General features: G+C 56.6%; 22 protein-coding genes. 8 read left to right on the forward strand and 14 right to left on the reverse strand.

Going from position 1 to position 24,514, the window contains the following annotated elements; genetic code table 11:
- Positions 1-17 precede the first annotated feature (17 nt).
- Positions 18-1,199, forward strand: a complete 1,182-nt coding sequence (gene tsgA, locus KUE00_RS16940) for an MFS transporter TsgA (protein WP_246761123.1) — start codon at positions 18-20, stop codon at positions 1,197-1,199.
- A gap of 39 nt (positions 1,200-1,238) precedes the next feature.
- Here the strand turns inward: tsgA and KUE00_RS16945 are convergent, their stop codons facing one another.
- Positions 1,239-2,519 (reverse strand): cytosine deaminase, encoded by a 1,281-nt coding sequence (locus tag KUE00_RS16945; protein ID WP_246761125.1) that lies wholly within the window; start codon positions 2,517-2,519, stop codon positions 1,239-1,241.
- A gap of 217 nt (positions 2,520-2,736) precedes the next feature.
- Between KUE00_RS16945 and nirB the strand changes: the two genes are divergently transcribed.
- Genes nirB through cysG form a run of 3 tightly spaced genes read left to right on the forward strand, consistent with a single transcriptional unit; the run spans position 2,737 to position 7,003 of the window.
- On the forward strand, positions 2,737-5,268 hold the full coding sequence (gene nirB, locus KUE00_RS16950) for a nitrite reductase large subunit NirB (protein ID WP_246761127.1): 2,532 nt from the start codon (positions 2,737-2,739) through the stop codon (positions 5,266-5,268).
- Positions 5,265-5,591 (forward strand): nitrite reductase small subunit NirD, encoded by a 327-nt coding sequence (gene nirD / locus KUE00_RS16955; RefSeq protein WP_246761129.1) that lies wholly within the window; start codon positions 5,265-5,267, stop codon positions 5,589-5,591. Before nirB ends, nirD begins: the two co-directional genes overlap by 4 nt.
- Positions 5,592-5,638: 47 nt before the next feature.
- Complete coding sequence (gene cysG, locus KUE00_RS16960; protein WP_246761131.1) at positions 5,639-7,003, forward strand: siroheme synthase CysG; 1,365 nt, start codon at positions 5,639-5,641, stop codon at positions 7,001-7,003.
- 137 nt (positions 7,004-7,140) lie between these two features.
- Here the strand turns inward: cysG and trpS are convergent, their stop codons facing one another.
- The 12 genes from trpS to pilM all read right to left on the reverse strand — a co-directional run bounded on the left by trpS (position 7,141) and on the right by pilM (position 17,086).
- Positions 7,141-8,142 (reverse strand): tryptophan--tRNA ligase, encoded by a 1,002-nt coding sequence (trpS, locus tag KUE00_RS16965; RefSeq protein ID WP_246761133.1) that lies wholly within the window; start codon positions 8,140-8,142, stop codon positions 7,141-7,143.
- The gene (locus KUE00_RS16970; protein ID WP_246761135.1) at positions 8,139-8,834 is read right to left on the reverse strand and encodes a phosphoglycolate phosphatase; all 696 of its coding nucleotides are present in this window, start codon (positions 8,832-8,834) and stop codon (positions 8,139-8,141) included. The genes trpS and KUE00_RS16970 overlap by 4 nt, the downstream gene beginning before the upstream one ends.
- Positions 8,818-9,504, reverse strand: coding sequence for a ribulose-phosphate 3-epimerase (gene rpe, locus KUE00_RS16975; protein WP_246761137.1), 687 nt, complete (start codon positions 9,502-9,504; stop codon positions 8,818-8,820). The genes KUE00_RS16970 and rpe overlap by 17 nt, the downstream gene beginning before the upstream one ends.
- A gap of 52 nt (positions 9,505-9,556) precedes the next feature.
- On the reverse strand, positions 9,557-10,375 hold the full coding sequence (dam, locus tag KUE00_RS16980; RefSeq protein ID WP_246761138.1) for an adenine-specific DNA-methyltransferase: 819 nt from the start codon (positions 10,373-10,375) through the stop codon (positions 9,557-9,559).
- Between the two features lie 119 nt (positions 10,376-10,494).
- A complete protein-coding gene (locus KUE00_RS16985) occupies positions 10,495-11,532 on the reverse strand; it encodes an SPOR domain-containing protein (protein WP_246761140.1) in 1,038 nt (345 codons plus the stop codon).
- Positions 11,533-11,577: 45 nt separating this feature from the next.
- Positions 11,578-12,672, reverse strand: a complete 1,095-nt coding sequence (aroB, locus tag KUE00_RS16990; RefSeq protein WP_246761142.1) for a 3-dehydroquinate synthase — start codon at positions 12,670-12,672, stop codon at positions 11,578-11,580.
- 39 nt (positions 12,673-12,711) lie between these two features.
- A complete protein-coding gene (gene aroK / locus KUE00_RS16995; protein WP_004160692.1) occupies positions 12,712-13,233 on the reverse strand; it encodes a shikimate kinase AroK in 522 nt (173 codons plus the stop codon).
- Between the two features lie 389 nt (positions 13,234-13,622).
- Entirely contained in the window at positions 13,623-14,879 is a 1,257-nt protein-coding gene (gene hofQ, locus KUE00_RS17000; RefSeq protein WP_246761143.1) for a DNA uptake porin HofQ, read from the reverse strand.
- The gene (locus tag KUE00_RS17005; RefSeq protein ID WP_246761145.1) at positions 14,788-15,240 is read right to left on the reverse strand and encodes a hypothetical protein; all 453 of its coding nucleotides are present in this window, start codon (positions 15,238-15,240) and stop codon (positions 14,788-14,790) included. The genes hofQ and KUE00_RS17005 overlap by 92 nt, the downstream gene beginning before the upstream one ends.
- Entirely contained in the window at positions 15,230-15,727 is a 498-nt protein-coding gene (locus KUE00_RS17010; protein WP_246761147.1) for a HofO family protein, read from the reverse strand. Before KUE00_RS17010 ends, KUE00_RS17005 begins: the two co-directional genes overlap by 11 nt.
- The gene (locus KUE00_RS17015) at positions 15,720-16,265 is read right to left on the reverse strand and encodes a PilN domain-containing protein (RefSeq protein ID WP_246761149.1); all 546 of its coding nucleotides are present in this window, start codon (positions 16,263-16,265) and stop codon (positions 15,720-15,722) included. The genes KUE00_RS17010 and KUE00_RS17015 overlap by 8 nt, the downstream gene beginning before the upstream one ends.
- A complete protein-coding gene (gene pilM, locus KUE00_RS17020; RefSeq protein WP_246761151.1) occupies positions 16,265-17,086 on the reverse strand; it encodes a pilus assembly protein PilM in 822 nt (273 codons plus the stop codon). Before pilM ends, KUE00_RS17015 begins: the two co-directional genes overlap by 1 nt.
- Before the next feature lie 116 nt (positions 17,087-17,202).
- On the opposite strand from pilM, the gene mrcA reads away from it, so the two are divergent.
- Positions 17,203-19,752 carry a peptidoglycan glycosyltransferase/peptidoglycan DD-transpeptidase MrcA gene (gene mrcA / locus KUE00_RS17025; RefSeq protein WP_246761153.1) on the forward strand — a complete coding sequence of 850 codons (2,550 nt, stop codon included), beginning with the start codon at positions 17,203-17,205 and terminating at the stop codon, positions 19,750-19,752.
- 116 nt (positions 19,753-19,868) lie between these two features.
- Here mrcA and nudE read toward each other — a convergent pair whose 3' ends face one another.
- On the reverse strand, positions 19,869-20,453 hold the full coding sequence (nudE, locus tag KUE00_RS17030; protein WP_246761155.1) for an ADP compounds hydrolase NudE: 585 nt from the start codon (positions 20,451-20,453) through the stop codon (positions 19,869-19,871).
- A 405-nt stretch (positions 20,454-20,858) separates the two neighbouring features.
- On the opposite strand from nudE, the gene KUE00_RS17035 reads away from it, so the two are divergent.
- From KUE00_RS17035 to hslO, 3 genes are all read left to right on the forward strand, one after another.
- Positions 20,859-22,997, forward strand: a complete 2,139-nt coding sequence (locus tag KUE00_RS17035; protein WP_246761157.1) for an intracellular growth attenuator family protein — start codon at positions 20,859-20,861, stop codon at positions 22,995-22,997.
- Positions 22,998-23,137: 140 nt separating this feature from the next.
- The gene (hslR, locus tag KUE00_RS17040) at positions 23,138-23,539 is read left to right on the forward strand and encodes a ribosome-associated heat shock protein Hsp15 (protein WP_246761159.1); all 402 of its coding nucleotides are present in this window, start codon (positions 23,138-23,140) and stop codon (positions 23,537-23,539) included.
- Positions 23,540-23,561: 22 nt separating this feature from the next.
- Positions 23,562-24,440, forward strand: coding sequence for an Hsp33 family molecular chaperone HslO (gene hslO, locus KUE00_RS17045; RefSeq protein WP_246761161.1), 879 nt, complete (start codon positions 23,562-23,564; stop codon positions 24,438-24,440).
- Positions 24,441-24,514 lie beyond the last annotated feature (74 nt).

Genomic DNA, 24,514 nt, shown 5'->3' on the forward strand with positions numbered 1-24,514 from the left:
ACCCCACAGGCCACACTATGACTAATCGAAACCGAATCGGGTTAACCTGGATCAGCTTTTTTTCCTATGCGCTCACGGGCGCGGTAGTAATCGTCACCGGCATGGTGCTGGAAAATATTGCTGACTACTTCCATCTGCCGGTTGCGCAGATGAGCAACACCTTCACCTTTCTTAACGCCGGCATCCTGGTCGCTGTTTTCCTGAATGCCTGGCTGATGGAAATCGTGCCGCTCAAACGCCAGCTGATGTTCGGCTTCGTGCTGATGGTGCTGTCGGTGCTGGGACTGATGACCAGCCACTCGCTCAGCGTTTTCTCGCTGTGTATGTTTGTGCTGGGCGTGGTCAGCGGCATTACCATGTCGATTGGCACTTTCCTGATTACGCATCTGTATGAAGGCCGCCAGCGCGGTTCGCGTCTGCTGTTTACCGACTCCTTCTTTAGCATGGCGGGCACCATTTTCCCGATTATTGCCGCCGCGCTGCTGGCTCGTGCACTGCCGTGGTACTGGGTCTATGCCTGTATTGGTCTGATCTATGTAGCGATTTTTGTGCTGGCGCTCTGCTTCGAGTTCCCGGTGCTGGGCAAAAAGGCCGCCGTGCAGAATGTAGAAAAAGAGAAATGGGGCATTGGCGTACTCTTTCTGTCGATTGCCGCGCTGTGCTACATCCTGGGACAGCTTGGCTTTATTGGCTGGGTACCGCTGTACGCGACCAAAAGCATGGGAATGGATCTGACGCAGGCCGGCGCGCTGGTCGGCAACTTCTGGACCGCCTATATGATTGGCATGTGGGCATTTAGCGCCATTTTACGTTTCTTCGATCCGCAGCGCATTGTGACGGTACTGGCCCTGCTGGCAACCGTGCTGATGTACTGGTTTATTAGCAGCAGCGACGCCGCGATGCTGAAGTGGATTATGATTAGCCTGGGCTTCTTCTCCAGCGCTATCTACACCACGCTGATTACGCTGGGTTCGCTACAGACTAAAGTCTCTTCCCCTAAACTGGTGAACTTTATCCTGACCTGCGGCACCGTTGGCACCATGCTGACCTTTGTCGTCACCGGCCCGATTGTGGATAAGCACGGCGCTCATGCTGCCCTGTTTACCTCTAATCTGCTGTACGCGGTGGTCTTTGTGATGTGTCTGCTGCTGGGCTTTGTCAGCAAGCACAAGCTGCATGGCCATATGTCCTCACATTAATAAAAAAGGCCGGGTAACCGGCCTTTTTTATCCACGCGGCTAGCGCCGGAAATCCACCTGTTCGCTCTCCTGCAAATGGATCGTCGTTACCGCAGGCTGCGTTTTTGCAATCACCCTTCCCTGACGAATTGAATAGCGCGTTGGCACCTGGCGGCGCAGCGCGTCAAACCCATTTTCCGCAGGCAGGATAACAAGGTTAGCGCTGTTGCCGGGCCGGATACCATAATCCGTCAGCTGCAAGGTTCTGGCGCTGTAGTCGGTGACAAGTTTCATTCCTTCATTCAGCTGACCATAGCCCATCAGCTGGCAAACATGCATCCCCATATGCAGCACCTGGAGCATATTGGCGGTGCCAAGCGGATACCACGGATCGAAAACATCATCGTGACCAAAGCAGACGTTGATATCCGCTTCCAGCATCTCCTTTACGCGCGTTATGCCACGCCGTTTGGGATAACTGTCAAAACGCCCCTGAAGATGGATATTAACCAGCGGATTGGCGACAAAATTGATGCCGGAAAGCTTCAGCAGACGAAACAGCCGCGAGGTATAAGCGCCGTTATATGAATGCATTGCCGTAGTGTGACTGGCGGTAACGCGCGCGCCCATCTTTTCGCGCAGCGCCAGTGCCGCGACGGTTTCGACAAAGCGCGACTGTTCGTCATCTATCTCATCGCAGTGAACGTCAATCATGCGCTGATATTTCTGCGCCAGCGCGAAGGTTTTGTGTAACGACTCGACGCCATATTCACGGGTGAATTCGAAATGCGGAATAGCGCCAACCACGTCCGCGCCGAGCCTTAGCGCCTCTTCCAGCAGCGCTTCGCCGTCCGGATAAGAGAGGATCCCCTCCTGCGGAAAAGCCACAATCTGTATATCTACCCAGGGCGCCATTTCACTTTTTACTTCCAGCATGGCCCGCAACGCGGTAAGACCAGGGTCGGAAACGTCCACATGCGTACGCACGTGCTGGATGCCGTTAGCGATTTGCCATTTTAGCGTCTGGTAAGCGCGCGTTTTTACATCTTCGTGGTTCAGCAGCGCCTTGCGTTCTGCCCAGCGTTCGATGCCTTCAAACAGCGTACCGGAGGCGTTCCATGCCGGCTCGCCTGCGGTTTGCGTGGTATCAAGATGGATATGAGGTTCGATAAACGGCGGAAAAGCCAGCCCGCCTTCCGCATCCAGCGCATCGGCGGAAGGCGTGCTTTGAGTCTGGGGCGATATAGCCGCGATTTTGCCGTCGCGGATGTCAATCTGCCAGAGTCCTTCACGCTCCGGCAAGCGAACGTGATAAATGCTTTTTAAAGAAGAAGGCTGCATAAAAGACGCTCCTGAGCACCAATGGTCTGTTAACCCTAACACTATTCAAACAGGACAAAACGCAGGCAAAGCCTGAAATTTCCATAACTTATCTAAAAATGTTTATTAATCAGTCATCTACCCATAAAGGAGTATTTGGAAAGTGCCTTGATATACATCAATAACCCTGAAGGACGCCGCGCTATTGTAGCGGCATTCTTTTGCTATGGGAGGCAAAATGCGCACCCGACTCGTTATTATCGGCAACGGCATGGTCGGCCATCGCCTGCTTGAAGAGCTGGCTGAAAAGGCCGCACCTGACCAGTTTGCCATCACCGTTTTTTGCGAGGAGCCGCGCGTTGCTTACGATCGCGTACACCTCTCCGCTTATTTCACCCATCATAATCCTGAGCAGCTGTCGCTGGTGGCGGACGGCTTTTATGCCAGCCATAAAATTAGCGTGCTAACCGGTGAGAAAGCCTTAACTATCGACCGCCAGCAGAAAGTGGTCTTTTCGGATACCGGTCGCGCGGTTCCCTATGACAAGCTGGTGCTGGCAACCGGCTCTTATCCCTGGGTCCCGCCGATTAACGGTGCGGAAGGCAAAAACTGCTTTGTTTATCGCACCATTGAAGATCTGGACGCCATTGAATCTCGCGCCCGCCATAGCCAGAGCGGCGCGGTCATCGGCGGCGGGCTGCTGGGCCTGGAAGCAGCAGGCGCGCTGAAAAGTTTAGGGGTTGAAACCCATGTAGTGGAATTCGCGCCGGTGCTGATGGCGGAGCAGCTCGATCCAATGGGCGGCCAGCTGCTGCGGCAGAAAATTGAAAATATGGGCGTCAGGGTGCACACCAGCAAAAATACCCGCCAGATTACCGACAGCCCGTCAGGCGGAAAAACGCTGCGCTTTGCCGATGAAAGCGAGCTTGCCGTCGATTTTATCGTTTTCTCCACCGGTATCCGTCCTCAGGACAGCCTTGCCAGAGCAGCAGGCTTACCGGTTGGCCCGCGTGGCGGGGTTATCATTAACGATAGCTGCCAGACGGCGGACGCGGATATCTATGCCATTGGGGAATGCGCCGCCTGGCAAAACCTCGTTTATGGCCTGGTCGCGCCGGGCTACAAGATGGCGCAGGTAACGGCCGATAGCCTGCTGGGCCAGCAGAACGCGTTTACCGGCGCGGACATGAGCGCCAAACTCAAGCTGCTGGGCGTGGACGTAGGCGGCATTGGCGATGCGCACGGCCGTACAGAAGGCGCGCGCAGCTACGTTTACCTGGACGAAAACAAAGAAATTTATAAGCGCCTCGTGGTCAGTGCTGACAACAGCCGCCTGCTTGGCGCGGTGCTGGTTGGCGATACCAGCGATTACGGTAATCTGCTCCAGCTGATGCTCAACGGTATAGCGCTGCCGGAAAATCCTGATGCGCTCATCCTGCCAGCGCATGCGGGCGATAAACCCGCTATCGGCGTAGAGTCGCTGCCGGAGACGGCGCAGATCTGTTCCTGCTTTGACGTGACCAAAGGCGATCTGCTGCTGGCCGTACATAACGGCTGCCACACCGTGGCGGCGTTAAAAGCGGAAACCAAAGCGGGCACCGGCTGCGGCGGCTGCGTGCCGTTAATGACTCAGGTACTCAACGCCGAGCTAAGTCGCCAGGGCATTGAGGTTAACAGTAACCTTTGCGAACACTTCCACTATTCTCGCCAGGAGCTGTATCACCTGATCCGCGTGGAGGAGATCCAGACTTTTGACCAGCTGCTCGGCAAATATGGCCAGGGCTACGGTTGTGAAGTCTGTAAACCCGTGGTCGCCTCGCTGCTGGCTTCCTGCTGGAATGACTACGCCCTTCAGCCGCAGCTGGTACCTTTACAGGACAGTAACGACAGCTTTTTAGGCAATATTCAGAAAGACGGCACCTATTCCGTTATCCCTCGTTCTGCAGGCGGTGAAATCACGCCAGCGGGCCTGATAGCCATTGGGGAAGTTGCCGACAAGTATGGGCTTTATACCAAGATCACCGGTTCGCAGCGCATCGGCCTGTTTGGCGTGCAGAAAGATGATTTACCTGCGGTCTGGAAAACGCTGATCGACGCCGGATTCGAAACCGGCCACGCCTATGCCAAAGCGCTGCGCATGGCAAAAACCTGCGTAGGCAGCAGCTGGTGCCGCTACGGCGTCGGCGACGCCGTCGGGCTGGGCGTGCTGCTGGAAAATCGTTATAAAGGCATCCGCACGCCGCACAAAATGAAGTTTGGCGTCTCCGGCTGTACGCGGGAATGTTCGGAAGCGCAGAGCAAAGACGTTGGCATTATTGCCACGGAAAAAGGCTGGAACCTCTACGTTTGCGGCAACGGCGGCATGAAGCCGCGCCACGGCGACCTGCTGGCGGCGGATCTGGATCGGGAAACTTTATTCCGCTATCTGGACCGGTTTATGCTGTTCTATATCCGCACGGCCGACAAGCTCCAGCGCACCTCATTGTGGCTGGAAAGCCTGGACGGCGGCATCGACTATCTGAAGCAGGTCATCATTGCCGACAAGCTGGGGCTGAATGCGCAGCTGGAAGCCGATCTGGCCCGTCTGCGTGAACGGTTTATCTGCGAATGGCAGGCCACGCTTGCACAGCCGGAACGGCTTGCCCGCTTCAGCCACTTTATCAACAGCGAGCAGCGCGATCCGCTGGTGCAAAGCGTGGCGGAACGCCAGCAGCACCGTCCTGCGCGTCCGGAAGAGCGTATCGCTATCGTGATGGAGGAAGAACAGTGAGCCAGTGGCATCGCGTTTGTCCGTTAGAACATATCCAGCCCGCTACCGGCGTTTGCGCGCTGGTGGAGGGTGTGCAGGTAGCGCTTTTCCGCCCGCGCGCCGACGAAGAAGTGTTTGCGCTGAGCAATATCGATCCCTTTGCGCAGGCCAGCGTGCTTTCGCGCGGCATTATTGCAGAACATCAGCAGACGCTATGGGTGGCCAGCCCGCTGAAGAAACAGCGCTTTCGCCTCAGCGATGGCCTGTGCATGGAGGATGAAAGCCGCTCCGTGCCCACCTGGCCTGCCAGAGTGTGTGACGGTATAGTAGAAGTTGCGCTTTAACTCAGGGCCGCCGGTCGGCGGCCCCTTTTCTTGCCTGTGAGCCACCTATGGATTTCTTCCCTCTTTTTTGCGACCTGCGCCGTAAAGCCGTGCTGCTGGTCGGCGGCGGCGCGGTTGCCGAACGCAAAGCGCGCCTGCTGTTGAAAGCGGGCGCGGATCTGCGCGTCTGCGCTACGCATTTTTCTCCTCAGTTCACGCTATGGCAGCAGGAAGAGGCGCTTACGCTGCATCATGCCGCGTTTTCGCCCGAGATGCTCGCGGGCTGCTGGCTGGTGATAGCCGCTACCGACGATGACGAAGTTAACCAGCAGGTCAGCGCCAGCGCCGAAGCCAGACAGATTTTCTGTAACGTGGTGGACGCGCCTGAAAGCGCCAGCGTAATTATCCCTTCCATCGTAGACCGTTCACCGCTGCTGGTGGCCATTTCCAGCTCGGGCAACGCGCCGGTAATGGCTCGCCTGCTGCGCGAAAAAATTGAGGCGCTGCTGCCGCAACATCTGGGGAAAGTCGCCGCCTGGGCGGGTTCACTGCGGCCAAAGGTGAAAAGTGCTTTTGCAGATAGCAGCCAGCGCAGACGCTTCTGGGAAAAGCTTTTCCACCACGATCGCCTGGCGCAAATGCTCGCTAACCGTGACGTGGTGCAGGCTGAAAGCCTGACGGAAGCGCTGCTTACCGAACCGCTGGAGCAGCGTGGCGAAGTGGTGTTGGTCGGTGCCGGGCCTGGCGATGCGGGATTGCTGACGCTAAAGGGCTTGCAGCAGATCCAGCAGGCGGACGTGGTGGTTTACGATCGGCTGGTTTCGGCAGAAGTGCTGGAGCTGGTCAGGCGAGATGCAGAGAGGATTTTTGTCGGCAAACGCGCCGGTTTCCACTGCGTGCCGCAGGGATCCATCAATCAGCTCCTGCTGGAGCAGGCGCAGCAGGGTAAACGCGTCGTGCGTCTTAAAGGCGGCGACCCCTTTATTTTTGGTCGCGGCGCGGAAGAGCTGGAGACGCTGGCGGACTCGGCCATTCCCTTTTCCGTGGTGCCGGGCATTACGGCGGCATCGGGCTGTTCCGCTTACAGCGGTATTCCTTTGACCCACCGCGACTATGCGCAAAGCGTGCGGCTGGTCACCGGTCACGTGCAGAAGAACGGCTCGCTGGACTGGCAGAACCTGGCGGCAGAAAAGCAAACGCTGGTGTTTTATATGGGTCTGACGCAGGCGGCAGACATTCAGAAACAGCTAATGGAGCACGGAATGGATGGCGCAATGCCGGTCGCGCTGGTAGAAAACGGCACCTCGACCAGGCAACGGGTAGTCAGCGGGCGGCTGGATGAACTGGCGTCGCTGGCACAACAGGCACAAAGCCCGTCGCTGATCATTATTGGCCGGGTAGTGGCGTTACGCGAGCGGCTGCGCTGGTTTTAACAGGCGAAGGTAGCAACCAGGCCATCAGGGATAATTTCACGGCGTGTCCGTGTTTTGCTCTGCCTCTGTTCATCGGCATGAAAGCGCCCTGATGGCCGTTAACAATCTGAAGCGGCACAGGGCCGCTTCGCAAACCGTTACGGCTGAGCGACAAAGCCTACGGCTTCATACACTTTTTTCAGCGTTTCCTGCGCCTGAGCGCGCGCTTTCGCCGCGCCGTCACGCATTACCTGCTCCAGCAAAGCCTCGTCGTTGCGGTAACGGTGATAGCGCTCCTGCAGCTCGGTCAGCATGCCGGATACCGCTTCGGCTACCGCACCTTTCAGATGACCATACATCTGGCCTGCAAACTGCTGCTCCAGCTCGGGGATGCTGGTGCCGGTCACGCCGGAAAGGATATCCAGCAGGTTAGAGACGCCCGCTTTGTTCTTAACGTCGTAACGCACCACCGGTGGCTCATCGCCGTCGGTCATCGCGCGCTTAATCTTTTTCACTACCGACTTAGGATCTTCCAGCAGGCCGATAACGTTGTTGCGGTTATCGTCCGACTTGGACATCTTTTTGGTCGGCTCCAGCAGCGACATCACGCGCGCACCGGATTCAGGAATAAACGGCTCGGGCACTTTGAACACGTCGCCATACAGGGCGTTGAAACGCGCCGCTACGTCACGGCTCAGCTCCAGATGCTGTTTCTGATCTTCACCAACAGGTACCTGAGTAGTTTGATAAAGCAGAATATCTGCCGCCATCAATACCGGATAGTCAAACAGTCCGGCATTGATGTTCTCTTCATAGCGCGCGGACTTATCTTTGAACTGCGTCATACGGCTCAGCTCGCCGAAATAGGTATAGCAGTTCAGGATCCAGCCCAGCTGCGCGTGCTCCGGCACGTGTGACTGCACAAAAATCGTGCTTTTTTGCGGATCGATACCGCAGGCCAGATAGAGCGCCAGCGTGTCCAGCGTGGCTTTACGTAGCGCAACAGGATCCTGGCGCACGGTGATCGCATGGAGATCGACAATGCAGTAGATGCAGTCGTAATCGTCCTGCATGCCGACCCACTGACGCAGCGCACCCATATAGTTACCGATAGTCAGTTCGCCGGAAGGCTGTGCGCCGCTAAATACGATGGGTTTCATCTTTTTTCGTCCTGCTCCAGCCCGAGTGCGGGCAACAAATCGTTAAAATGGTCGAGCACCAGCGTCGGCTGGCTGCTCGCAATCGGCTCACCGTAGTTATAGCCGTATGTCAGGCCCACGCAGGGCGTGCCTGCCGCCTGCGCGGCCTGGATATCGTTGCGGGAATCGCCCACAAACAGCAGCTCGGCGGGTAGCAGGCCAAATTTTCCCAACACCAGAAACAGCGGTGCCGGATGCGGCTTTTTCGCGATAACGTCGTCGCCGCCGATAATCAGCGAAAAGCAGCTGTCGATGCCGAGAGAAGCCAGCAAAGGTGCCACAAACGGCGTCGGCTTGTTGGTCACCACGGCCATTGGCATACCGGTTGCCGCCAGCTTGTGTAACCCCTCTTTGACGCCGGGAAACAGTTTACTGCCGCTTTCGACAACGGTGGCGTAATGCTTATCAAGCAGCACGCGGGCGTCGCGCAGCAAATCGCTTTCTGGCTGATGGCCAAGCGCCCAGGTTAGCGCGCGCTCAATCAGTACGTCCGCGCCGTTGCCAATCCAGGTAGAAACGCGTTCAAGGCCGGCAGCCGGTAAATCAAGCGCCTGTAACGCCGCGTCTACTGCGCTGGTCAGGCCCGGTGCGCTATCGGTCAGCGTCCCGTCGAGATCGAACGCCAGCGCGCGAATATCAGTGAAACGAGCCATGACGTGATTTCTCCAGTTCCGTACGCATATCATCAATGACTTTTTTGTAGTCAGGCTGATTGAAGATAGCGGAACCCGCTACGAACATATCCGCGCCCGCTGCGGCAATCTCGCCAATGTTTTCTACCTTCACGCCGCCGTCCACTTCCAGACGAATATCGTAGCCGCTCTGGTCGATGAGCTTACGGGCCTGGCGCAGCTTGTCCAGCGTGCCGGGGATAAACGACTGGCCGCCGAACCCTGGGTTCACAGACATGATCAGCACCACGTCAACCTTATCCAGCACGTAGTCAAGATAGCTGAGCGAAGTCGCCGGATTAAACACCAGGCCCGCCTTGCAGCCGTGCTCTTTAATCAGCTGTAACGTGCGGTCAACGTGTTCTGACGCTTCCGGATGGAAGGTAATGTAGCTGGCGCCAGCCTTAGCAAAATCGGGGATCAGGCGATCGACCGGTTTCACCATCAGATGCACATCAATCGGGGCAGTAATACCGTAATCACGCAGCGCTTTCAGCACCATCGGCCCCATCGTCAGATTGGGCACATAGTGATTGTCCATTACGTCAAAATGTACGACATCGCCACCGGCAGCCAGCGCTTTAGCCGTGTCTTCGCCCAGGCGGGCAAAGTCTGCAGACAAAATTGACGGAGCTAGTAAAAACTTTTTCATCCATTTCTCCCAATTAGCGCGCCTGACGACAGGCACGTCGAGCTGTTGAGGTTCAGTCGCTGCTAAACAGCGCCAGCAGCTCATTGACCTGAAGGCGTCCGCTGCCGCTGCGGCTGATCGAGCGTCGGGCTTTGATCTGATGCAGCTGTGCGGCCTGATACCATTCGCGAGTCAGCGGCGTATCGTGATTGGAAATCAATACCGGAATACGATTATCAACGGCCAGCTTTTGCGCCAGCTCGGCCAGGTGCTGCTGCTGCTGCAGGCTGAAACTGTTGGTGTGGTAGGCGGTAAAATTCGCCGTCGCCGACAGCGGCGCATAAGGCGGATCGCAATAGACGACCGAACCCGGCTGCGCCCGACCTAGCGTATCAGCGTACGACTCGCAGATAAAGGTGGCGTTTTGCGAGCGCTCAGAGAACCAGTACAGCTCATCCCGAGGAAAATAGGGTTTACGGTAACGGCCAAAGGGCACGTTAAACTCACCGCTTAAATTGTAGCGGCACAGTCCGTTGTAGCAATGACGATTAAGGTAGAGAAACAGCACGCTGCGGCGATACGTATCGGTAGAATGGTTGAATTCAAACCGACGAGCGTAGTAAAACTCCGCATCGTTACTTTCGCTGGTAAACAGCGCGGCCGCATCCGCTACAAACTCGTCGACGCGATCTTTTACCACGTTGTAGAGATTGATCAGATCGCCGTTGATGTCCGCAAGCACGTAGCGCGGAAAGTGCGTGTTAAGGAATACGGATCCTGCGCCAACGAAGGGCTCAATCAGGCACTCGCCTTCTGGCAGATGACGCTGGATATCGTTAAGCAGCGGAAATTTTCCGCCCGCCCATTTTAAAAAAGCGCGATTTTTTTTCATGCCGTCGTTTTATTACACTTACTGTTCTGGCTGCGGTCACACCGACAGCATATCTGCGCTTTAAATTGCCAGCCCGCATAACGCGGGCTGGCAGAGGATCTCTTCAGGCCGGTTAGCCGTTAATTTTCTGACTCTTTCTTCACCTGGCTGACCGGTTTCACCCAGGGGCTTTTCGCCTGGACTTCTGCCGGTAGCGAGGCAACCGCGCGCTTCGCATCTGCTGGCGTAGCGTAAGCGCCGCTGACCAGCACATACCACGGCTGGCCGTTGCGCGTGGTTTTATAGACGTGATAGCTACTCAGATTCTGCTTTTTCGCCCACGCGTTCAGCGTATCGGAACGTGAGGCGCTGCTCAGCTGGAGCGTATAGTTACCGCCCGTCACGGCAGGCGCAGCTTTCGCTGGTGCGTGCTGAGAGCGACTTTCGCTGGCTACGGCAGCCGGTTTAGACGTGGCGGCCTTGTGCGTAACCTGCGGCTGCGTAACCTGATGCGACGTCGCGGCCGGTTTGTGCGCAGGTGCCAGCTGGCGCGTTGGCGCAGTGACAGGTTTATTCACCGTACCACCACCCGCTACGGTTGCCTGTCCGGTCGGCAGTGAACTCTCCTGCCCGCCGGATGCGGCAGAATCAACCTGTCCTTGCTGGCTGGAAAGCGCGTTGTTTAGATCGCCCGGTAGCTCAACACGCTGCTGGCCAGCTGGCGTTTGCAGAGGTTGCGCTTCGGTTGGCGTAGAGGATACCGGCGGTGCGCTAAGTTCCTGAGGCGCATTGCCCGCGGCAGCGTTATCTGCTGGCGCGTTACCTGTGGATGCATTATCCGCTGGCGCGTTAGCAGGCGCGGCTGAATCGCTTGCCGGTTGCTGCGCACCGCTTTGCCCGCTGATAGAGGCAGAGCCGGACAGATCGATATTTTTATCGCCGCTGCCGGAAGCCGCTGGCGCGGTTGCCTGCTGCTTCTGCTGGTCGCCATCGCCTGATGACGTCAGCGTCGAACCGATGCCGATAACAATCAGCAGCAGCACCAGAATGCCGATCCCCATCATCATCTGCTGGCGGGAAACGGGTACTTTAGGAGCAGAAGACGGCTTGCGAGACCGCTGTGGGCGGCGATCGCTGGTATCGGGCTTTAATTCGTCTTCCGGTTTAAAATCGTCCATTGAGGCTCCTCCAGTAAAGCAGCAGCACCGCTTGATGCGGCAGTGTTATAAACGGTCAGGCAGACAATCGTTAATCGCAGCCAGCACCGTATCATGTCCGACGCCGCCGCGCACGCAGGCCCGGCCTAAAGCCAGCGGCAGCACCAGGCGCAGTTCACCCGCCAGCACTTTTTTATCGCGCAGCATATGCGGCAGATAATGTTCCGCCTTCATGCTTTCCGGACCCTGTACCGGCAGTCCGGCACGCCGCAGCAGCCTGATAATTCTGTCGGTATCGGCAGAGGAAAATTCCCCCAGGCGCTCGGCCGTACGGGCCGCCATCACCATTCCGGCCGCAACGGCTTCGCCGTGTAGCCAGTTGCCGTAACCCATATGCGCTTCAATGGCGTGACCGTACGTGTGTCCCAGGTTCAGCAGCGCGCGCTGACCCATTTCACGCTCGTCGGCAGCGACCACTTCTGCTTTTAGCTCACAGCAGCGGCGAATGCAGTACGCCATCGCCTTGCCGTCCAGCGCCAGCAGCGCCTCCAGGTTTGCCTCCAGCCAGCTAAAGAACTCGCCGTCCAGAATGATGCCGTACTTGATCACTTCCGCCAGGCCAGACGCCAGTTCGCGAGCGGGCAGCGTGCTGAGGCAATCAATATCGATAACCACCGAAGCCGGCTGATAAAACGCGCCGATCATATTTTTACCCAGCGGATGATTCACGGCCGTTTTACCGCCAACGGAGGAGTCCACCTGGGAAAGCAGCGTGGTAGGTACCTGGATAAAACGTACGCCGCGCTGGTAGCTGGCGGCCGCAAAACCGGTCAGATCGCCAATAACGCCGCCGCCTAAGGCAATCAGCGTGGTATCACGACCGTGGGGCTTTTCCAGCAGGGCGGTGAAAACCTGGTCCATTACCGCCAGCGTTTTGTACTGCTCGCCATCGGGAAGGATTACCTGGTCAACCTTGACGCCAGCGTCGGACAGCAGCTGGCGCACAGGCTCAAGATAGAGCGGCGCCAGCGTCTGGTTGGTCACCAGCATAGCGCGATCGCCCGCCTTAAGGGGCCAAAAAGAAGCCGGATCGTTGAACAGTCCGGCAGCGATAGTTATGGGGTAACTGCGTTCCCCCAAAGTGACGGTAATCTTCTCCATGAAGCACCCTAATTTTGGCCCACAGGCGGGGACTGGCGGTTAGCTCTTTTCTAACATATTGATAATCTGGTTTGCGACCACTTTAGCGCTCTGATCGTCAGTGCGAATAGTAACGTCGGCAATCTCTTCATACAGCGGATTGCGTTCGTCGGCCAGCGCTTCCAGCACCTCGCGCGGCGGAGATTCCACCTGCAGCAAAGGACGCTTTTTATCACGCTGCGTACGCGCTAACTGTTTTTCGATGGTCGTTTCCAGATAAACCACAACGCCACGAGCGGAAAGCCGGTTGCGCGTTTCGCGTGATTTAACAGAACCGCCACCGGTCGCCAGGACAATGCCCTGTTTCTCAGTGAGTTCGTTGATGATTTTTTCTTCGCGATCGCGGAAGCCTTCTTCGCCTTCGACGTCGAATACCCAGCCCACATCCGCTCCGGTACGTCGCTCAATTTCTTGATCGGAATCGAAAAATTCCATATTGAGTTGCTGAGCTAACTGACGCCCAATAGTGCTTTTGCCGGCACCCATAGGCCCAACCAGAAAGATATTGCGTTTCTCTGCCATTTTTTCGGTATTACTAAGACAATTCGTTAATGATACCCCGTCCTACAGCGGACAGGACATGAACTGAAACCTCATGAGCGATAGTGCGAGAGTCAGAGGAAAATTATCTCAACACTGAAGGTGTTTTGGCAACCGATTAAATTGACCTTGCCCATTGCGCCCACACCTGGCGCGTTCAGTCCGCTTGATTTATCACTCCGATGTCACAGCATCGGCTACGCCGGTTGCGCACGATAAAAAACGGGTAAATGCATTTTCTTAAAGCCAAACCGAGGCCTGTAATTCAAAAATCGCTAAACCTTGTAAGCTAATTCCGCTCTTGCGTCAAACGCATATGGCTGCAATCCACTAAAAAAGCTTACGACCGTCCAGTTTGTTACAAAAAAAACTTACTCATCACGGATCAGCCGCGGCGTGATAAAGATAACCAGCTCTCGCCTCTTCTGCTCGGTGGTAGCATGACGAAAAAGCGTGCCCAGCAGCGGAATATCGCCCATTAGCGGTACTTTGCGTTGCCCTTTTGCGCTCTGCTGCTGGAAAATACCGCCCAGCGCCAGCGTCTGACCGTCCTTTAGCGTAACCTGGGTCTGGATTTCCTGCTTATCAATTGCGATATATTCGCCTTCGCCGTTACGAATCGTGCTGCCGGGCAGGTTCTGGCTGATATGCAGTTTCAGCATTATCCGTCCGTTTGGCTGCACGACGGGCGTCACATCCATCCCCAACACCGCCTCTTTAAATTCCACGCTGGTGCCGCCACTGGTTCCGCTGGAGACCTCATAAGGAATTTCAGTGCCCTGCTTGATGCTGGCCGGCTGCTGATGCGAGGTAAAAAGACGCGGGCTGGCGATGATCTCCAGCTGGTTTTCCTGCTCCAGCGCGCTCAGTTCCAGGTCGAGCAGCCTGCCGTTCATCCGCGCTAAGGTAAAACCAAACGTCATTGCCGGGTTCGCTACCGGCACCTCCACCCTTAGCTGGCTGGCCCGCAGCGCCTGAGAGATTTGCTCTTCTCCACTCATCCCCCAGCGCACGCCCAGTTCACGCAGGCTCTCTTTGCTGATAGTCACGATATGCGCTGCCAGCTCTACCTGCTCCAGCGGCGTGTCCAGGGTAGCCACCCAGCGCTGGACGTTATCCAGGGCCGCCTGCGTGTCGTATAACACCAGGCTATTGGTGCGCGTATCAACCGTTACGCTGCCGCGTGAGGTCATGAGCCTGGCACGTGACGCCTGCAGGCTGGCGTTAACCTTTTCAGCCTCGGCGTAGCGCAACGTCAGCGCCAGCGTCTTCAAAGGCAGCGTTTTTTCCGCTTCTTCACGTTCCAGCGCCTGCTGACGCTGCTTTTCTGCCTGCCAGCTTAGTGGAAAAACCAGCAGCACGTTGTCTTCTGTGCTGATATGCAGCTGTGCCAGGCGAGAAATCAGCGACAGCGCCTGCTGCCAGCTGACCTCTTTTAACCTGATGGAAAGCCGCCCCTCCACGCCCGGCGCCACCAGCAAGTTTAGCTGCTGGTAATCCGCCAGCGCCTGCAATATCTGGGCAACGGGCGCGTCATCAAAAGCCAGCGAAAGCGGCGTCTGGCTGGCGTACAGCGGCCTGGCCAGTACCAGAAGAAGCGTTGCGATTAACAGACGGATCGGTTTCATAGAGGCTTCCCTGCAAATTTATGGTGAAAGGCGGACACCGTCTGGCCGATTGCAGCCTGATGCTGAACGCCGTCACGCGCTGTAACAGCCAGCGCGGCGTAGGCCACTGCTGCTGTGCCCACAGCTGGCCCTGACCGCCGCTCGTCACCAGCCAGGCGCGATAATCTCCTTCTTTGCCGATTATGCCGCGCAGCCGTGGCACCAGCGCGCTTTTTGCTGGCGTATCGCACAGCACATTTTCCGGCGGCATAAAAGGATCGCGGGCTGCTTTAGCCGCGTTCATACAGATAAAAATAAGCAGCGCCAGCGGATAAATTGCCGCCGGTCGACGGCTCCTTTTCCACAGCGAACTAGCCGTCATAACGCAGTACCATTTTTAATAACAGCTGCTCGTTGACGCGCTTCAGGCTAAACAAAGGAAAATCGATAGCGGCCTGCTGCTCGCTCAGATAGCGAAACAAAGCCTGCGCCTGCTCCCAGCTAAGCGCCAGAGTCAGTTCGCCGCCCTGCGCATTCGGCTGCCAGCTTTGCAGATTGCCGCCTGCCGCTTTTGTCAGCGACAGCAGTGAAAAAGGCTGCTGCGCTGTGGGCCGTAGCGCCTGTTGTAGCCTGGCTATTTCCGCTTCGGTTTGGGTTAAGGAAGCGCTTTTTATAAAATGTTCTGTCAGTAGCCGATAGCGCTTTGCCTCCTGCCGCTGCTGCCCGCTAAGCTGCACGATTTTTTGCTGAAGCGGCCGCTGCCAGCCTTGCCAGAAGGTCAACGCCGCCAGACCGACAGCCGCAGCAATAAGCAGCGTCCGTAGCCAGAAAGCCAGCGAGCACCAGCGGTACAGCCATCTGCTAATCATCACCACCGCCTTTTTGTTCCAGCGCCAGCACAAGACTGAACCGAATCGCGTCCTGCCCGTCGCGGCCGATCCTGCCGTTTTTTACCTGCGCAAACAGCGCCAGCGAGTGCAAACGCTGGCGAAAGCGCTCTATCTCCGACATTTGCAGACAGAAACCCGTCACGTTCAACGTTTCTGCGGTTTTGGTTATTTCGCTCAGCCAGAGCGTGGCGGGCAGCAGGCCGGGCAGCTTTAGCATAAATTCATACCACGCATTAAACCGCTGCTGCCGGGCGACGCTGGCAGCCAGCGCGGCGCTAAGCTGCTCTTTTTGCTGGGCAAGGCGGGTTAAACGAGCTTTGAGCTTTTCAAACTGCCCGTTGACTCCCTTTAGCTGCTGGACCTTGTGCTGCTGCTGTTCAGCGAACCACTGCGCGTCCGCCAGCGGTACGGCTGCGGAACTCAAAACAGCCAGCAGCGCGACTGCCAGCAGGCCATCGCGCCGAAGCCGTAACAGCAGCAGCCGACGCCGCCAGGGAAGCAGATTGACCCAGACCATCAGGCGTCTCCCGGCCGTAAGGCAAGCCCGGCTGCCAGCGCAAAAGTGCCGGTAAACAGCGGTAGCGGCGGCTGTTTAAATGCAAAAGCCTCCAGCGGATTGAGCCATGTCGCCTCAGCGGGAAGCGCCTCCGCCAGCGCCGAGCTGTAATAAAACGTCGGCACATCGGCAAGGTGCCTTTCTCGCAGCCTGGCCAGATCGCTTGCCTCATGGGCCGGGCACCATCCCCATTCCGGCTGCTGGCGTGCGCAATACCATAGCCAGTGATCCTGCAACCGATGCACCAGCGCCGCCTGAGGAGCGAGCTGCAAATGCTGCGCCAGCGCAAACAGCGCCGCCGGTGCCAGCTCCAGCACCTGCGGCCTGAGCCCTGCCGTACCCAGACAGGTCAGCCAGGCCTGAACGGCCTCAAGGCGCGCGGCGGTAAGCCATAACCGACTGCCGTTTGCTTCCGCCCGATAGTCAAGCGCAAGTTTGTCCGGCTCGATGGGAAAAAATCGCTTCGCCGCCGCTGCGATATAGCTGCTACGCTCTGGCTCATGCAGTGGTGTTTGCGGTAGCTCAAGCGGATGCTGCAGTACCAGCTGCACGGGAAAAGTCACGCGCAGCGAGATTTGCCGGGGCAGCTGCCTGCGCCACTGCCGCAATAAGGGGATAAGCGGTTCGGGTCGTTGCACCAGCCCGTTGCTTAACGTATCGTGCGGCAACGCATGCTGCCACCAGTGCCGTAGCTGCCAGCCGTTTCGACGGCGCTGGATCGCCAGAGCGCAAAGCTGTCCGTTCTGAATATCCAGGCCGACTTGCCATGTCTGAAATGCCATTTCGCGCGGTCTCCCTGTCCGGTGAAAAAATGATGTATCCAGGCTTCTGGCTTGCCTTTATACTACCGCGCGATTGTTTATAAACTGTCCAGGCGACTTAAGATGGAAGATATCAGGTGAAGTTCGTAAAGTATTTTTTGATCCTTGCAGTGTGTTGCATTTTGTTGGGAGCTGGCTCGATTTATGGTCTGTACCAGTACATACAGCCACAGCTGCCCGACGTTGCCACGCTGAAAGATGTCCGGCTGCAAACGCCGATGCAGGTTTACAGCGCCGATGGCGAGCTGATTGCACAATATGGCGAAAAGCGTCGTATCCCGCTAAAGCTTGACCAGATCCCGCCCGAAATGGTGAAGGCCTTTATCGCTACCGAAGACAGCCGCTTCTACGAGCATCACGGTATCGACCCTATCGGTATTTTCCGTGCGGCGAGCGTCGCGCTGGTATCTGGCCACGCTTCACAAGGTGCCAGCACCATTACCCAGCAGCTGGCGCGTAACTTCTTCCTCAGCCCTGAACGCACGCTGATGCGTAAAATCAAGGAAGCGTTTCTTGCCATCCGCATCGAACAGATGATGAGCAAAGACGAGATCCTTGAACTCTACCTGAACAAAATCTATCTGGGTTATCGCGCTTATGGCGTGGGTGCCGCTGCACAGGTCTATTTTGGTAAAAATGTCGACCAGCTGTCGTTAGGGGAAATGGCGATGATTGCCGGTCTGCCGAAGGCACCGTCAACCTTTAACCCGCTCTATTCCCATACTCGTGCACTGGCGCGTCGTAACGTCGTGCTTAACCGCATGCTGGATCAGAACTACATCACGCAGTCGCAGTATGACGAAGCGCGTAACTCGCCGCTGGAAGCGCACTATCACGCACCGGAAATCGCTTTCTCCGCACCTTATCTGACCGAGATGGTGCGCCAGGAGATGGTGAAACGCTATGGCGATAACGCCTATAACGACGGCTTTAAGGTCACCACCACCATCACGCGTAAACTGCAGCTGGGCGCACAGAAAGCGCTACAGGACAATGTGCTGGACTACGATATGCGTCACGGCTATCGCGGCCCGGCTAACGTGCTGTGGAAGGTAGGCCAGGCACCGTGGGGACGTACGGAAATCCTGAAGACGCTGAAGTCGTTGCCGGTTTACGGTCCGCTGTATCCGGCGGTGGTTACCGAAGCAAACCGCGAGGAAGCAGAGGTAATGATGCGCGACGGCACCAGCGCTACGCTGAATCTGGCCGGTATGCGCTGGGCGCGTCCTTATAAATCGGATACGACACAGGGCCGCACGCCTGGCAGCGTCACCGACGTGGTGCAGCCGGGCCAGCAGATTTGGGTGCGTCAGGTAGAGAGCGCATGGTGGCTGGCCCAGGTGCCGGACGTAAACTCCTCGCTGGTTTCCCTGGATCCGCACAACGGTGCCGTTCGCGCCCTGGTCGGCGGTTTCGACTTTAACCTCAGCAAATTTAACCGTGCAACCCAGGCGCTGCGCCAGGTCGGTTCGAATATCAAACCGTTCCTCTATACCGCGGCAATGGATCGTGGGCTGACGCTGGCTTCGATTCTGAACGACGTACCCATCTCTCGCTGGGATGCCGGGGCCGGTGCCGACTGGCGGCCAAAAAACTCACCGCCAACCTATGACGGCCCGATTCGTTTACGTCAGGGGCTTGGGCAGTCGAAAAACGTGGTAATGGTGCGCGCGATGCGTGCGATGGGCGTCGACTACGCCGCAGAGTATCTGCAGCGCTTTGGCTTCCCGGCGCAGAATATCGTGCATACCGAATCACTGGCGCTCGGTTCCGCTTCCTTCACGCCGCTGCAAATGGTGCGTGGCTACTCAGTGATGGCAAACGGCGGCTTCCTGGTCGATCCTTTCTTTATCAGCAAAATAGAGGATGAACAGGGCCATACGCTGTTTGAAGAGAAGCCGAAGGTAGCCTGTCCGGAGTGTAATTTGCCGGTGATTTACGGCAACACGCAGAAGGCCGTGGCGCTGAGTGAAGACAGCATTGAAAACCCGACCATTTCACAACAGGGTTCGAATGTAGCCGTGCCGCAGCCGCAGCTGGAACAGGTGCCGCCACAGCCGCAAACTGGCGAACAGCAGTATGCGCCGCACGTGATTAACACACCGCTGTCGTTCCTGATTAAAAGCGCGTTGAACTCCAATATCTTTGGCGAGCCAGGCTGGATGGGAACCGGCTGGCGTGCAGGTCGCGATCTGAAGCGTAACGATATTGGTGGTAAAACGGGGACAACCAACAGTTCAAAAGACGCCTGGTTCTCCGGCTATGGGCCTGGCGTAGTGACCTCTGTCTGGATTGGCTTTGACGACCATCGCCGCGATCTGGGCCGCACCACCGCTTCCGGTGCGATCAAAGATCAGATCTCCGGCTATGAGGGCGGTGCGAAGAGCGCGCAGCCAGCCTGGGATGCCTACATGAAGGTGGCGCTGGACGGCGTACCGGTACAGCCGCTGACGCCGCCTGATGGCGTGGTGACCGTCACCATTGACCGCCGCACCGGCAAGCTGGCCAACGGCGGCGGCAATACGCGTCAGGAGTACTTTATCAACGGCACCCAGCCAACGGAGTATTCCGTTCATGACGTCGGCACTACGCTGATGGATAACGGCGAGAGCCACGAGCTGTTCTGATCGGCGCCAGAGGCGCTTTCATTTCACTCAGTAGCTATATTAAAGCCCGGTTTTTACCGGGCTTTTTCATATTAAACGTGCGGCCCCACAGGAAAGTTCTGCGGACACGCGTCATATCACTCTACGGCAGAAGCCTGATAGCTCAGCCGGCCTTGTTTAACCAGCCATTCCCGCACCAGAAACAGCGCGCTGACGTTACGCGCTTCACGGAAGTCTGGTTCCTGCAGCAGCGCCATCAGATTATCCAGCGGCCAGCGGATTTGCGGCAGCGGCTCCGGTTCATCGCCTTCCAGACTCTCTTCATAAAGATCCTCCGCGACGACGATATTCATTTTGCTGGAAAAATAGGACGGTGCCAGCGTCAGCTTGCCCAGCTGTTCTAACTGGCGAGCGCCAAAACCGGCCTCCTCCTTCAGCTCGCGGTTTGCCGCTTCGAACGGGGTTTCGCCAGGATCGATCAGGCCTTTAGGAAAACCCAGCTCATAACTTTCCAGTCCTACCGCATATTCCCGGATAAGAATAAGGTGATCATCAATAATCGGCACAATCATGACCGCTTCATGCTCGGTCGGCTTCATGCGCTCATAGACGCGCTGAGCGCCGTTGCTGAACAGCAGATCGACAGCCTGTACGGTGAACAGGCGCGAGCGCGCAACGGTTTCGACATTCAGAATTTTGGGTTTTTGCAGTTGTCCGGTCATAGTGGCCCCAGGAAAAGCCAAAAAAATGAGCGTAATAGCTCGCCAGTCACGGTAAATTAACCGATAGTTTCCCCATTGTGCGGGAGTAAACGGGGGATGCCAATCATCGCATACATCATTTTACACCGTTATAACAAATCGACCGATAAGTAATTAAATTGTTTTAAAAAAGTCAATGCGTGATTTACAAAATAGGAATATACCGATACTTCTCGTACGGGCGGCTTGCTACCATCACGGCCGGGACTTATCTACAATTATTCTAATTTTATGATTTTGCGCGCTATTTTAATAAACATCGCAGATTGCCAGCGCTGCCTGAAGCCGTCACAATATCGATATAACTATGACTCAGGACGGTAATTGCCAGCGTAATGGTGGAAGCAGGATGGCGGAGAGGAAAGCATGAGCACAATAGTCATTATATTGGCTGTAATGCTGACCTGTTCAGTGGGGGCGGGTTGTTTTTTTTGGTACGCTATGCGGCATCGTCCGCCGTTGGCGAAACCACTGCCATTCATTAATCCTCCCTTTCGTAAACTGAGCGACGAAGAGCGTAAAGCCGTTGAGCGCTATATCGGCTCACTCGAAAAAAGCCGCAGCGCCACGCTTCCCGGCGGCACCAGCAGCAAAGCTGACCATCTGGTGTTAACTTCGCAAAGCAGTAACGTCTATCCGGTTACGCGTTCTATCACGCGCTACGGCCTCTCTACCGACGAACCCCATAAATGGCGCTATTACCTGGATGCGGTCGAAGTCCATCTGCCGCCGCTGTGGGAACAGCATATCGCCGAAGAAAACTACGTCGAGCTGATCAAGACGCAAACCATTCCGCTGGTGATTTCCCTGAACGGTTATTCGCTGGCGAACTACGTTTATGAGCCACCCGCGCTCGGCCCGGTTACGCGTCCGGCCGGCCAAAATGCCTCCATCAGAAAAGAAGAAAGCGAAAACATTGACCTGCTCAGCGTGCGTAAAGAGACGCCCGAGGAGTATGCGCTCAGCCGTCCCGACGGCACAAGGGAAGCGACGGCCATCTGCTTAGCCTTGCTGCTGCTGTTTATCAGTCTTATCGGGCCAGTGGTGATTATGCCGTGGCTGGTGCTGACCGCGCTGGTTACTATAGTGGTAAGCTGCTGGTCGCTCTGGCGTCGTCCGGGCGAAAAAGATTTGCGTGAGATTCACTGCCTGCGCGGCGCGCCCAAGCGCTGGGGGCTGTTTGGCGAATCTAACCAGGGTCAGGCCAGCAATATTTCACTGGGTATTATCGACCTGGTTTATCCTCCGCACTGGCAGCCTTATGTCGCTCACGACCTGGGCCAGCCGACGGAAGTGGATATCTATCTGAATCGTCAGGTTGTGCGTCAGGGCCGTTTTCTGTCGTTACAGGATGAAGTGCGTAACTTTCCTATCCAACGCTGGCGTAAAAACCTGGTGCTGGCGGCGGGGTCACTGCTGGTGCTGATGCTGCTGGTCACGCTGGTACCTTTAAGCATGCCGCTAAAGCTGAGCATGGCCTGGCTGAAAGGCACGGAAAGCGTGCAGGTGCACGACGTGCAGGATCTGGAAAAAGTCGCTTTGCGCGTGGGCGACAGCCTGAAAGTCAACGGCTATGGCATGTGTTCCGTGCCGGCAACCTATCAGGGTAACCGCACCTACGCGTTTATGCCTTTTGACTGTTCGGCGGTTTACTGGAATAACGCCGCTCCCCTGCCCCAGCCGCAGTCGGACATTATTGATAAAGCCACGGCGCTGCTCAGCACCACCAGTTTGCAGCTGCATCCGCAAAACAACAGCGATCCAAAACTTAATCCGCAGCTTGCCACCGCTATTCAAAAATCGGGCATGATCCTGCTGGATGACTTTGCCGATATCGTATTGAAAACGCAGGATCTGTGTAGCCAGGAGCAGGATTGCGTGCGGCTAAAGAACGCGCTGGTTAATCTGGGCAACGCGAAAGACTGGGAAACGCTGGTACGCCGTGCCGATTCCGGTGCGCTGACCGATACCAACGTCCTGCTGCGTCCGGTGAGCGCAGAGGCGCTGGAAAATCTGGTCAACACCGCCACCTCGTCTTTTTTCTATCGGGAAACGCGACGCGCGGCGGAAGCGCTTAACAGTCCTCCGCCCGGCGGCTTTTTGATTATTAGCGATGAAGGCCGCCAGCTGGTCAGCCAGCAGGCACCGAGCGTTTCCCTGTTTGACTTCAACGCGCCCGACCAGTGGCCAGAGCTACAGCGGCTGGCAGGTATGCTGCTGCATACGCCATTCTCCGCCACGGGTATCGTCACCAGTATTACCACCGACGCCAACGGCACGCGCCATATTGCGCTGCACAGCGAGCCGGATGCCGTGAAGCTGGGCCGCTATCTTGGCACCAGCCTGCTGCTGCTGTTGGTCGCCCTGAGTTTTGTCATCAACTCTCTGCTGGCCTTAAAGCGTATCCACCTTAACCGCGTACGCACCACCGCGATTCAGGACTACTATGACAAATGCTTTAACCCTGCGTTAAGCACGCCCCAGAGCATCCGCCCGCTGTTCTGAGCCGGGCGGTTTTATGCTATTTTTAAGGTTATCGTCCCCTCTGCGCTATCCCATAGACTTCTCTCCGGCCCGAGCCGGAGAAGCACCTTGATTTCTGACAGGCAACCCATACATAGGGATATTCCCAAACAGGAGCAGCGATGAAAGAGAAACCCGCAGAAGCGGTTCGGCTCGATAAATGGCTGTGGGCCGCTCGCTTCTATAAAACCCGCGCGGTCGCACGTGAGATGATTGAAGGCGGTAAAGTTCACTACAATGGCCAGCGCAGTAAGCCGAGCAAGATTGTCGAAGTGAACGCCGAACTGACGCTTCGTCAGGGCAACGATCAGCGTACGATCACGGTGCTGGCGACGGGCGACCAGCGCCGTCCGGCAAGTGAAGCTCAGCAGATGTATGCCGAAACGGCAGAAAGCATTGAAAAACGGGAAAAGATAGCGCTGGCGCGAAAAATGAACGCGCTGACTATGCCGCATCCTGACCGTCGTCCCGACAAAAAGGAGCGCCGGGACTTAATGAAATTTAAAAATTCTGGCGACGAGTAGCTCGCCACAACGAGAGAGAATTATGGCTCATCAAGACCAAATGCACCGTTATCTGTTCGAAAACTACGCCGTGCGTGGCGAACTGGTGACGGTATCCGACACCTGGCAGCAAATTATTAATGGCCATGACTATCCGCTGCCGGTGCAGAAAGTGCTGGGCGAGCTGCTGGTTGCGACCAGCCTGTTAACCGCCACGCTGAAGTTTGATGGTGATATCACCGTTCAGTTACAGGGCGACGGGCCGCTGAATCTGGCCGTGATTAACGGCAACAACCGTCAGGAAATGCGCGGCGTGGCGCGCGTTAACAGCGAAATCGCGCCAGAGAGCAGCCTGAAAGAGATGGTCGGCAACGGCTATCTGGTGATCACCATTACGCCAGCACAGGGCGAGCGCTATCAGGGCGTGGTCGGTCTGGAAGGTGAAACGCTGGCCGAATGCCTGGAAGATTACTTTATGCGTTCCGAGCAGCTGCCGACGCGCCTGTTTATTCGCACCGGCGAAGCAGAAGGACAGCAGGGCGCTGGCGGTATTTTGTTACAGGTACTGCCCGCTCAGGATGCCCAGCAGGAAGACTTTAACCATCTGGCCACGCTGACCGAAACGATTAAAACGGAAGAGCTGCTTGGCCTGCCGGCTAACGAGGTGCTGTGGCGTCTCTATCATCAGGAAGAAGTTACGCTTTACGATCCGCAGGACGTGATCTTCCGCTGCACCTGTTCTCACGAACGCTGCGGCGAAGTGCTGCGCAGCCTGCCGGAAGCGGAAGTGGACGAGATCCTGGCCGAAGACGGTAAGATTGATATGCACTGCGATTACTGCGGCAGCCACTATATTTACGATGCCGTAGATATTGCCGCAATCCGTAACGACTCTGCCGCTGGCGACGAGCGCGTGCATTAATTTAAATACGCTGTCGGCGTAAATGCCGACAGCGTATTTCTCCCCTGTTTTTTAATATGCCCTTTCTCCGTAGT

Origin of the sequence: Erwinia phyllosphaerae (assembly GCF_019132875.1) — a bacterium.
In the GTDB taxonomy this organism is placed as follows: Bacteria; Pseudomonadota; Gammaproteobacteria; order Enterobacterales; family Enterobacteriaceae; genus Erwinia; species Erwinia phyllosphaerae.